This is a genomic window from Stratiformator vulcanicus (genome assembly GCF_007744515.1).
Taxonomy (GTDB): domain Bacteria; phylum Planctomycetota; class Planctomycetia; order Planctomycetales; family Planctomycetaceae; genus Stratiformator; species Stratiformator vulcanicus.
In genome coordinates this window covers 3550833-3562343 of the sequence record NZ_CP036268.1, presented here as the reverse complement: position 1 = coordinate 3562343, position 11511 = coordinate 3550833, and the positions used below count along the sequence as shown (strand labels likewise).

Below are 11511 nucleotides of genomic sequence, written 5' to 3'. Positions count from 1 at the left end.
TTCCGCTTCTGCGGAGCGGAGTTGCTCGCGCATCGGTCAGCGTGAGATAGCGTCCCTTGCTAGCGCTGCGAGCTTGTGTCCCGCTCTTCAGGGCTCTTCCGCAATTGTGGGAAATCGTGGGAATTGTGCCGATTATGATTGCCAACTGGTTGGGCTCGCCGTATTCTTCTCTCTCCTGTGTGGGAAATCAGCCCATCAGGAAAAGAAGCGATCGCTGATCGTGGGAATTCCGCCCATAGGAGGTTCGGGCAAATCTGACGGCCGAGCCACCCATGGCAACCGACACGTTCCTATCCGGCGAATACAAGCGAGCGCTCGATGAGCGACATCGCCTGTCGTTGCCGGCCGAACTTGCTGGCAGCGCGAGCGACCACGATGGGAAATCGATTCTGACGAAGGAGCGGTATGGATGCCTGAGTCTGTGGCCCTATGCCGATTGGCATTCGCGTCAGCAGGCTGGCGTCGATTTGGTTCGGCAGAAGATTCAAGCCGGACGTATGGAACAGCGATGGGAGGACGTGCAGCGACTCGGACGGATGCTGTCGACACGATCGCGGGAGGTGAAACTCGCCAACCCGAATCAGTCGCGGCTGCTCATCCCCGAAGGTTTCCGAGAGTTTCTCGGCGTTCCGACGGGAGGTGATGTGATTGTCGTCGGAGCCGTTGTCTGTTTGGAGATATGGAATCCGGAAGCGTGGCTGGAACAACTTCGCGAAGACATGCCGGCCTTCACCGGGCTCTTCCGCGAAATGACTTCCTAAGCGATCCGCAGCGCAACAACTCAAGGAATCATTGGGCGGGACGGAGCCTGCCCAGCGCCTCACGGTTTGACGATCTTCTGCTTAACGATCAGTCACTTTTTGAAAGGAAGCACCTTCGACGTCCGGCCATCGGGCGGGGTTGAGGACGACGACTCACTCAGCACCCCCCTTGCCGTTCGAGCACCACCCTCTGCACCAGGGATGGTTGACTCGGCACGGAAGCCGTCTTCCCCCGTCCGGCCGGGCGTTGTTTTTGTGACTTCCGTTTCGTTTGTTTATCAATAGAAAAGCCCACGCGTCGCAACGCGTGGGCTTTCTTATTGGGCGAAGTCCCGAATGCTCAAGTCGACATCAGGACGCGTAGCATCTCTTCGGTCGTCGTCTCACCGGCGAGAACTTTTTTCCGAGCGGACATCTCGAGTGTCTGCATCCCCTTGCTGATTGCCAACTCTCGCAAGTCACCCTGCGATGCGCCGCGGCGGATCGACTTGCGGAGTTCTTCGTCGATCGGAAGCACCTCGAAAATTGCCGTACGACCGGCGTAGCCGGTGTGAAAATTGACTTCGGCCGGAACACCGCGGACCAGCTCGATATTCTCGGCTTCTTCGTAGTTCAAACCAAGCAATTCGCACTCGGCCCCGTCTGGGTGATACGTCTCGTGAGATTGCGGGCAGACTTTGCGGAGCAGACGCTGCGATACGATGCAGTTCACCGAGTCGGCGATGAACATCGGCGGGATTCCGAATTCACGCAGGACGTCGATCGACGAGATCGCATCGTTGGCGTGCAGGGAACTAATGACCAGGACCCCGGTCAATCCTGCGCGGGCGGCGATGTGCGCGGTCTCCGGGTCGCGAATTTCTCCGACCATCATGATGTTCGGGTCCATCCGCAGGACGCCGCGGAGGGCCTCGGGAAATCCGAACCCGATCTTCGGCTCGACCTGAATCTGGTTGATGCCTTCAACCCGACGCTCGACCGGATCTTCGATCGTGGTCACGCTGCGGTCGGGTTCGTTGAGCAGGTGGACGCAACTGTAACTTGTGGTCGATTTTCCGGAACCGACCGGCCCGACGGTCAGAAGCATTCCGTAGGGCTGCCGCAACTGCTTGAGCAAAATCTCGGACTGGTCGTCATCGAGTCCGAGTTCGTCCAATTTGGTGAACGCACTCGCGTCGGGCATCAGCCTTAGCACCAGTCGCTCGCCGTAGATCGACGGGCTGCTACCGACGCGGACGTCCCGTTCGTGCTTGAGCGCCGAATTCGAAATGTGGCCGTCCTGCGCATGGCGGCGCTCGGTGATATCCATCCCGGCGAGCAGTTTCACGCGGGAGACGACATTGCTTCGCAGCGCCGTCGGCAGGCGGAGGACGTCATGCAGCAGGCCGTCGACCCGCAACCGCACCCGCAAGCCGTCGGCGGTGGGATCAAGATGGATGTCGGTCGCATTGAGTTGAAACGCACGTTCCAGCAATAGGTCAACGAGCGGACCGGGGCCGACCACCTCGGCCAGCTCGGTCAGCTCGGCCTGCAACGCCCGCTGACGTCCCGCACCACTACCGGACGGTTGAGGCCGAGGCGTGGCGGACGATTCCGCAGGTTTCAATTCGCTCTGGTCGGTCGACATGAGATAGCGCTCCAAAGATCAGACGCAGCGGGAATCGAGTTGATCAGAAAAAATACTGTGCAGGAATTACTGTGCAGGAATTACTGTGAAGGATACGGTCGATCGGTCGTTGGTCGCGGAGTCGTTGATCCGCGGAGTAGTTCGGGTTATCAGCAACGATATCTCGACGGGCATTATTCAGGGCTGGTGGCTGCATCCGTATCGAGCGGTTCCTCAGCCGTGCCAGTCGGAAAGCCGGGGCCAACGTCGTCGGAACGACCTGCCTCCTCCGGATTGCCCAGCTCTTCAGGGTCGTCCGGCACATCGAGGAGGCTCCCCGCTTCCGCGTCGCCCTCGAAGCCCTCGAAGCCCTGCTCTTCCGAAGGATCGGATGGGTCGTCGATGACGATTTCACCGTTTTTGTCGTAGGCCATTGCGACCAATCCACCGACGAGCACCAACGCGGCGGCGGCGGCGGCCGCACCGCCGATCAGTTTGCCCAAGTCGCCGCCGCTCGCGACCGCGAGGACGCCGAATATGATTCCTGCCACTCCGCCGAGTCCGAGCAGCGCCAGTGAGACCGGCGGGGCGAGATCGACCAATCCGAGAACTCCGAGGAGTCCCAGCACGGCGATCAAGATCGAGACGATCGCCCCGATTGCCGGCAGCATCGACGATCCACCCGACCCCGAACCGCTCGCAGCCGAGCTACTCCCACCGACCGATTGAATCGCGCTATCGCGGTCTGACGTGAACGTCCACTTTTCCCGCAACCCGGCGAGGTCGAGAACTTCCGTCACAAGTCCGTTGACGTTGCAAACGGCCATCCGGCCGCGACTTTCGTCAACGGCTTTCCACGTTCGGACCAGCAGCGCGACCATCGCGCTGCCCATGTATTTAAGGTCACCGAGATCGATCACGACCTTCGGCCGGGCCCGACTCTTGATCCGCTTGACGATTCCGTCACCGATCTGCTCGATGTCCGCCCATTGCACGTCGTTCAGCTCGGGCCGGGGAACGACAAGGAGAATGTCGCGATTGACTTCTTCGAACCGACAGTAGCTCTGCGTCGCCGACAAACTCCGGCCCTCCAGAATGTCGTAATTATCTATTCGAAATCGAATGGGAATCGATTTCGAATGTGTCCAACGAACTTCATCGCACTGACTCTCGCCGTTCTTGGTCGAGATTCAGTCAAAACAACACGATCCGCCTAACCTGAGTAACTGTCGGCGACTATCCAGAGTCGAAACATTTCGAGCCGAGATGTCCAGTGATCCCGGAACCGAAAACCTTTTCGTCTCGCCAACTGAAACTTCGGTTCGCGAAAAACGTAATCGCGATGACCGCCATTGCAAGTGCGGCCGCCGCGAACGCTGCTGTTCGGTCGTGACCCGCTTTGGCACCACCGAACGCGCAGACTACCGGATGGCGAACGTGATCCAAAGTGATTGTCGATAATTCACATTGTTTTGATAAAACAGGTTGCTCAGATTGTTTTGGCCTCTGAGCGGCCCGTTTCTACCCGCTCTACCGGTCGAATCGGTCGATTCGGTTTCGCCGGGATTTTGACGGAGGTCGCGCTACGAATAGGAATGGAGTCGGTCGCTCGTTGACACTCAATGCAGCCGGAACGTATCGTCCTTAGATGAAAGTTCTTCCGTCGCGACGTGATGGGTCGCTCGTCGACCGATTCTGACCGAAAATTCTCTCTTCGGTTCCGAGGGTCGACGGAATTTCTGTCACACCGCGGGCGAGCAGTTCCTTCAAAGTGTAGTGCCGTCAAAGTATTGATCTTCTTCGAAATCATTGGCCGATCGGCCTGAAGTGTTTTTCGCATGACCGCGTTCGGAAAAATACTCGTCGTTTTCACCACTCTGATGAGCCTGTTCTTTCTCGGGCTGATCGTGGTGACGGCCTACGGCGGTCGCAATTGGCAGGCCGAAGCCGACAAGATGGACGACTACACCTTCGCCAATACCGGCGGCGAGAACCCCCAATGGACGATCACGCATCGCGTGACCGGCCAAACGCTTCAAAGCAGTCCCGCCCTACCGGGCGCGATCACAGCGGCCTTGCGGGATCGTCAAAGCCGGCTGCAGGACCAATTGGCAACGCTCGACAGCCGCGTCAATTCACTGACGATGCAATTCGACACTGCCACGCAGGCCGCCAATATCGATGAATCGGGGCTTCAGGCCCGCGTCGATGCATTGCAGGCCACAATGGCTCAGTTGAACTCCGAAGCGGCGTTATTCGTTGAACAACAAAAGACGAAAGGTGCCGAGGCCGACCGCATTCGGCGGATCGCCGAACAACGTCGATCCGATGTCGCCCGGCTCGAAAACGTTCTTGCGGAAATCCGGGCGGAGCGATTTCGGATTACCGAGCAAACAAGAAGACTTGAAGACCGTCAGGTCCGATTGCGAGGAAATTTGACGCGAGCTGAGGCTCGTAAGGAACAGTTGGAGAAAAAGCTACGTGCCGGTTACGCGGACGGAACATGACCGGCGGTGCCGCGGTCGCGTCGATTGGGCGACCATGATGACGGGCGGGACTCGTTTCGTTCGATGTAGAACAGAGGACGCCGCCCAATGGAGCACGGGCCGTCTATGCAGAACTGATTTACTGGAACGAGCGAAAATATCAGCCCCCTGGGCCGATTCGATTCAAGAAGTTCGTAACGGCGACTAGCGAGAGGTCGATCAATGACGTTTGTCGGCAAAATTCTGATCGTCGTGCAGCTCGTCCTGAGCGTGTGCTTCATGGCTTTCGCGGGTGCGGTCTACACAGCTGAACTGAACTGGCGTAAAGACGCCGAGACTCTGCAGACTCAGGTCGATTCTCTCAACACGGAGATGACCCAGAACCAGGGTGATTTCGATCAGCAGATTCGTGCGGCCGAAAAACGAGCGATCGATGCCGAAGGCAAGCTCGCCGAATTGACCGGCGACCGGGACGATTTGAAGACCCGGCTCGACACGGTGCAGCAGATGCTCGATGCCGAAAAAACAACGGCCGCCGTCAAATCGAAGCTCGCCACCATCGCCGAGGAGCAGGCCGAAGCCGCCCGGCGCGAAGCCGTAACGTTGCGTGAAATCAATGACGGCCTGATCGATGCGAAGAACCAGTTGAACGCGGAGCGTCTCAAACTCAAAGACGACGTGTTCGCGCTGGAGCGGAAGGTCGACATCCTGACGGACCGATACACCGATTCGCTCGAACAGACCGCCACCCTGACAAACATTTTGCGATCGCTCGGTATCTCGACCGATCCGGCCGACCACGACGGCATCGATTCGTCGCCGCCGCCGATCGTCGAGGGCAAAGTGCTCAACATCGCTCGCCCCGAACGGACGGCCGGCTCCGAGTTTGTTGACGTCTCGCTGGGCAGCGACGACGGCCTCAAGCGGGGGCATACGATGTACATCTACCGCGCCAGCGATGGCGGCAAATATCTCGGCAAAGTGGTGCTGACCGATGTCGGAGCCGATCGAGCCGTGGGTAAAGTCATTTTGAAACCGAAGAACGTCACGATTGAGCGAGGGGACAATGTCACGACGAAACTCTAAGTCTGCCGGACCGCCCCCTTCTCCGGGTATTTACGACGGACTGCTGTTCGTCGCGTGTGGTGCGTTGATCGCGGGAATCGTGTTTCTGTGCCTGCACTTGAACGAATATCAGTGGCAGGTCGCCCCGTAAGTGCCGCGCGATCGAGGGGCACTCTGGATTCTAAAGAGTTCATGGGGGTGGCTGTGGACGGCGTCTTTACGGCGCCCACAGTGATCTGATCTTCGGTTTGGTCTTTGTTCGGCAGTCGCGAGCTTCGGGTTTCTCTTTCCGGAGGCGGCGAAAGCGGCGTCCCCGGACACCTAACTCGTGCCGTGTGCGTTTGAACGCGCGTCGCCGCGAGCGATCTGAACCGCTCTTGTCGCGCGTCGAGCCACCTCCTACGATCGGCAATCGCAAGGAGCACTCCGTCGGCATTGCCTGCGCCGGCCGTTGGCAACGTCGCGTCAGTTCGGGAACGCCCGCCGGCCTAGAGGGTTAATGCCCGGGTCGGTCCGAACCTGTCGGTCCGATCAACGTGGTGCTCCGGCGGAAAGGATTGCCGTCGGCCATGTTCGCGCAAGTGCGCCATCAACTCTGCCCTGACTTGGCGATCGATCTCGGTACGCATCAAACGCGCGTTGCCGTCGGTGGTCGGGGCCTCATTCTCGATGAACCTTCGGTCGTCGCGGTCGACTCCGAGTCGCGACGGATCCTCGGTGGCGGCGCCGCTGTCGGACGCGTTGCCAAGCAGATGATCGGCCGCACGCCGGACGGAATTACGGCGGCCTACCCGATCCGGGGCAGTGTTGTTCACGACTTCGACCTCTGCGAGGCGATGCTGGGCAGCTTTCTGCGGAAGACGGGTCGATCGAAACTTGGCCTGAAGCCGCGCGTGTTGATGACCGTTCCCGGTGCGATCAGCCCGGTTGAACGGCGCGCTGTCACAAATGCCGCAGAACGCGCGGGCGCCGGAGATGTCTTTCTGATCGAACAATCGCGCGCGGCGGCCGTTGGTGCCGGGCTCCCCATTTCTGAGCCGATCGCGAATTGGATTTGCCAAATCGGCGCCGGAACGACCGATATCGCGGTGCTGTCACTCGGCGATATCGTCGTACGGCGTGCCCGCCGCGTCGCGGGCGAAGCGTTCGACGAGGCGATTGCCGCATACCTGCGGCGAGAATACTCATTGAAGGTCGGCAGCCGGACCGCCGAACGCATCAAACATGAAATCGGCAGCGCTGATCCGCTCGATGAAGAACTCGTGGTCGAGGTCAGCGGAATTGACACGGCCGGCGCCGTTCCACGAAAAGCTGTTATTACCAGTGAGGATGTGCGCGAAGCCATCGCTCCGGTCCTTCAGATCATGACCGAAGAGCTACGGGCGACCGTCGAATCGTGCGATCCGGAATTGGCAGCCGATCTGGCTGATGTCGGTCTCGTGCTGTCGGGAGGCGGAGCTCAACTGCGGCGATTGCCGGAGTACTTCGAACGTCAACTGGGCGTGCCGGTTCGACTTGTGGATGATCCGGCGCGGGTCGTCATTCGGGGCACGGCTCTGTGCGTTGATCACTTCCGTCAGTGGCGACCCTATTTCGAGTCGGCCGCGTAAGAGCGAGTCGAAGATGCGACTCGGCGTCGGCGGGCCGTCAATCGCGTTGATACGACAGCAAGAATTCCGAATTCATGACGCGAAGGTACGACATGGTGAGCGGCGCGGGGCGATCGGCCGATGCGGACCGACGCTGGAGTCGCCTCACCGCTTTCACACTGCTACTTGGCGGCTGCGGTCTTCTGATCGTGCCCGACTCGACTCGTGTGGCGATCTCCGAAGCGATGCTTGAACTGACCGTTGAAACCTCCGCGATCGTGCGTTCGGTTGCGACCGAGGCCGGCGCCGAGTCCGAACCTTCGATCGCAGAAGTACCGTCGCAAAGTTTTGAGAACACGTCGGCCGCGCTCCGAGTGCGGATGGCCGCGCTTCAGGCTGAGAACGAACGTCTCCGAGTTCAGCTCGCCTTGCCGGGGCCGATCCGCCGCGGACTGAGCGAGGCCTATTCATTGCTGGATTGCGAAGTGCTCGCCCGCGGCCGAGCCGATTCCGCGATCCCGCCGCTCCTGTCATCGAAGGCCGGCGAACCGCTGTCGGGCGTCGTTATCTCACTACCGGAGTCAGTTGCTTCGACCTCGACTGAAGCCGGCCTTGATGACGCCCTCGTGATGGACGGCCGAGTCATTCTCGGACGCGTCGATTCCAGTAGCGGGCGCACGGCACGGGTCACCACAGTTGGTGCTCCCGAGTTTCGAGCCTCGGTCACGATCGCACGCCCCAGCGGCGATGCGATGTCGATTCTGACGGACGGGGTGCTCGAAGGCTCCACACGGGGGCCGGCTCGAATCAAATTCGTGCCTTCGGATATCGCCATACGCGCCGGCGATCTCGTACTCTCCTCGGCGAGCGATGCGTTGCCGGGGACCTGTGTTTATGGAACCGTCGGCAACGCCGAGGTCGCGGCGGGGGCGCCGCACTGGGACATCGAACTACAACCGGCACTCACCTTTTCCAATTCTCGACACGTGCAGGTCTTGAGCCTTCGGACCGCGGCCGCTTCTAATGAGGGTCGGCCATGATCGCATTCATCCGAGAGCTTCTCGTCATGGCGGTATTGCTGGTCGTCGCGTCGATCACGCTCAGTGGCGGCCCGCTGAGACTCGTCGATCCAATCGGCGACGGCAGCGCTGCGGTGATCGAAATGGTATGGCTGACCGCGGCACTCGCCCTCACGGCGGCGCGACCGGTTCGCGGGAGCTGGCCGCTCGTCAGCTTGGCATTCGGCGGACTGCTCTGTGATGCGATTGCCGGACGACCCGTCGGTGCCACCGTTGTGGCAGCGGTTTCAATTGGTTGGTTGTTTCAGGAATTCGGGACGCGCCGAGAAGCGTCGGGAGTAATGGCCTCAGTCCTGTCTCTGATACGAACATCGATTGCCCTTGTGTGGATCGGCTGCGGCGGATCGATCCTTGCCGAGATCTCCGCGGGGCGGATGCCCGCTGCCGAATCGCAGCTCCGTTTGATCGGCAGCGGTTTGACCGCGACCGCATGGGTTGCCGCGGCGTTATTGTTAATTTTGATCGGGCGATGGTTACTCAATTGGAATTCGCCGGTTGCCAATCGCGGGCATTAGATCGGGGCGTCCCCAGCGATCGCCAAGGCGATACGACTTTCGCGAAATCAGTCGAATCAGAATGCGGAATGCACCGACGAACCCGTACGTCGCCGATCACAGGCAGCATCGCCTGGGAGCCGATGACGGCTGCGCCGCCGCGCCGGATCGGCGGTTGCGTTGGATGAGTCTGCTGCTCATTTTGCCGCTTGCGGCGGGCCTGTTTCGTTTGGCGTGGGTGCAACAGGCGGTCGCGGCCCGCGAAGAGTTTTCATTGAGCCCGCTCCGCAGCCGGACCGAACCGATCCCGGCGCGGGATGGTCGAATTCTCTCTCGCGACGGACTCGTGTTGGCGGAGGATCAACAGCAGTTCGAAGTCCGCGTGCATTTTCGCTCGATTGAGGAACCCCCCGACGAGCAATGGCTCGATCGGCAGGCGCGATCACTCTTACGCAGCCGCCGAAATTCGGCAACGTCATCGCCGCATCTCTCCTTCGCCGAGGCGCGTCGCGAAGCGCTCGAGCGTCGCAATGCATTGTGGACGCGGCTCGCCGAATTGACCGGCGTGCCCGAGGCGACCCTCGCTCAACGACGGCGAGAGATCACTGAGGAAGTCCGCCGGGTTTATGAAGCCGTCCTTGCCAGGCGAGAGGAACAACAAGAGGAGCAGGAGGTTCGAATGCGTGCGTGGTGGGAAGTCGTTCGGGACGAATTGACGACCGCACCGAAGCGATACCGCAACGACCCGCTCGTGATCGTTGAGCAGACCGTGCCGCACGTCGTGATCGATTCCGTGTCGCTGACCGCGGCGGCGGCGATTGAGTCGGCCCCCGAGAGGTTCCCCGGTGTCCAAATCGCACCCCACTCCAAGCGGTCCTACCCACTCGGGGCGACCGCGGCGCATGTCATCGGCTATGCACTTGAAGATCAAGAAGGTGCGGCCCAAGGGAAAGCGGGAATCGAACGGACCTTCGACCTTCACTTGCGCGGGACCGAGGGACAGCGGCGGGTTTGGTTCGAATCGGATGGTTCGATCACGCGAACCGAGGTGCTGCGACGACCGCAGATCGGGCAAGATTTGGTGCTGACGCTTAATGCGAGATTGCAGCGGCAAATCGAAGAAATTTTGAAGGCGGCGGTCGGTCCCGACTCGGGTGGGGCCGTCGTTGTTTCGGACGTCGCTTCGGGCGAAGTGCTCGTGCTCGCCTCCGCCCCTACCTTCGACCTCAATGCGGCTTCCGATCGCCACCCCGAATTTTGGACGGCGGCGAATGAGGATCCGTCACGTCGTCTGTTTCACCGGGCCGTTGCCGCGGCGCTGCCGCCGGGGGACTTGTTCAAACCGGTGACCGGCGTTGCCGCGGTCGAATCGGGCGGAATAAAGGCGTTGGAGCCGTTCGAATGCGTCGGATTTCTCGACAATCCGAGTCGGCATCGGTGCGAAGTGTACCTCAACGTCGGGATCGGGCACGGCCCGCTGACCTTGCCGGATGCCTTAGCGAGTCGCTGTCAGGTTTACTTCTATCACGCGGGCCGGACCGCCGGGTCCGATGCCCTCCTCCATTGGGCCGACAAGTTCGGGTTCGGCCGCGCGACCGGCATTGCACTCCCCGGTGAGGCCAAGGGGCGACTTCCGCGTTTCAACGGCGGCGGACTCGATGAAGACCGCCTGCTCGAATTCGCGATCGGCCAGTCAACGCTGACCGCAACTCCGCTGCAAGTCGCTCAAATGACGGCTGCAATCGCCAACGGCGGTCGGATTGTCCGCCCGCGGCTGATCGCCGGTTACGGTGCGTCGCGGGTCGGGGATCGACGTGATATGCAGATTCGATCAATCAATTCGGATCGCCAGCTCGATCTCGATGCGGGAACAATCAGCGCTCTACAGAAGGGCTTCGAACTGTCGGCCCAGACGATCGAAGAGAACCCAGACTTCGCGGGACGCATCGGCTTCGCGCAGGTCGGAAGAAGCAAAGCACCCCACGCCTGGTTTGCGGGATTTCTGCCGGCAAAAGAGCCGCAATTGGCCGTCACCATTGTTCTGGAGCACCGAGGCAACGACGGGGAAGCTGTTACGCGGACGGTTCGAGCGATCCTGGCTCAGATTCGACAAATGCAATCAGCGCAGCACGGGCTCTGATAAGAGTTGGTGCGTCCGCTCAGACGGGTGGCCGTGGACGCCGTCTTTACGACGCCCACAGTGAACTTGTCTCCGGCGGGCCTATTCCCAACCGTCAAGAGTCGGAGAGTACGCGTTCCGGGGGCGGCGAAAGCGCCTTCCCCGGCCACCCCGGCTCAACACACCTTGTTTTCGAAACTGACCTGCGACCCAATAAACGAACGACAGGTCTCTCTTTCTCGATCGTCCGCGCGATGCCTGTGCGGTAAGATGGCAGCGTCGTATGTCATTGCCCCGGCGGCTGGCTCATCG

Annotated in this window: 10 protein-coding genes; 8 read left to right on the top strand and 2 right to left on the bottom strand. The window is 60.6% G+C overall.

Annotated elements, in window-relative coordinates:
- The first annotated feature begins 272 nt into the window (after nt 1–272).
- Nucleotides 273–761, top strand: coding sequence for a division/cell wall cluster transcriptional repressor MraZ (locus Pan189_RS14040; RefSeq protein ID WP_145364604.1), 489 nt, complete (start codon nt 273–275; stop codon nt 759–761).
- A gap of 340 nt (nt 762–1101) precedes the next feature.
- Here Pan189_RS14040 and Pan189_RS14035 read toward each other — a convergent pair whose 3' ends face one another.
- Nucleotides 1102–2388 (bottom strand): GspE/PulE family protein, encoded by a 1287-nt coding sequence (locus tag Pan189_RS14035; protein WP_145364603.1) that lies wholly within the window; start codon nt 2386–2388, stop codon nt 1102–1104.
- 173 nt (nt 2389–2561) lie between these two features.
- A complete protein-coding gene (locus Pan189_RS14030) occupies nt 2562–3446 on the bottom strand; it encodes an STAS domain-containing protein (protein ID WP_310820497.1) in 885 nt (294 codons plus the stop codon).
- Between the two features lie 759 nt (nt 3447–4205).
- Here Pan189_RS14030 and Pan189_RS14025 point away from each other — a divergent pair.
- From Pan189_RS14025 to Pan189_RS14000, 7 genes are all read left to right on the top strand, one after another.
- Nucleotides 4206–4874 (top strand): hypothetical protein, encoded by a 669-nt coding sequence (locus Pan189_RS14025; RefSeq protein WP_145364601.1) that lies wholly within the window; start codon nt 4206–4208, stop codon nt 4872–4874.
- Between the two features lie 201 nt (nt 4875–5075).
- The gene (locus tag Pan189_RS14020) at nt 5076–5939 is read left to right on the top strand and encodes a hypothetical protein (protein ID WP_145364600.1); all 864 of its coding nucleotides are present in this window, start codon (nt 5076–5078) and stop codon (nt 5937–5939) included.
- Complete coding sequence (locus tag Pan189_RS21435) at nt 5920–6069, top strand: hypothetical protein (RefSeq protein ID WP_310820496.1); 150 nt, start codon at nt 5920–5922, stop codon at nt 6067–6069. The genes Pan189_RS14020 and Pan189_RS21435 overlap by 20 nt, the downstream gene beginning before the upstream one ends.
- Before the next feature lie 418 nt (nt 6070–6487).
- A complete protein-coding gene (locus tag Pan189_RS14015; protein WP_145364599.1) occupies nt 6488–7528 on the top strand; it encodes a rod shape-determining protein in 1041 nt (346 codons plus the stop codon).
- A gap of 74 nt (nt 7529–7602) precedes the next feature.
- Complete coding sequence (locus Pan189_RS14010) at nt 7603–8547, top strand: rod shape-determining protein MreC (RefSeq protein ID WP_145364598.1); 945 nt, start codon at nt 7603–7605, stop codon at nt 8545–8547.
- Nucleotides 8544–9101, top strand: a complete 558-nt coding sequence (locus Pan189_RS14005) for a hypothetical protein (protein WP_145364597.1) — start codon at nt 8544–8546, stop codon at nt 9099–9101. The genes Pan189_RS14010 and Pan189_RS14005 overlap by 4 nt, the downstream gene beginning before the upstream one ends.
- A 61-nt stretch (nt 9102–9162) precedes the next feature.
- Nucleotides 9163–11220 (top strand): peptidoglycan D,D-transpeptidase FtsI family protein, encoded by a 2058-nt coding sequence (locus Pan189_RS14000; RefSeq protein ID WP_145364596.1) that lies wholly within the window; start codon nt 9163–9165, stop codon nt 11218–11220.
- Nucleotides 11221–11511 lie beyond the last annotated feature (291 nt).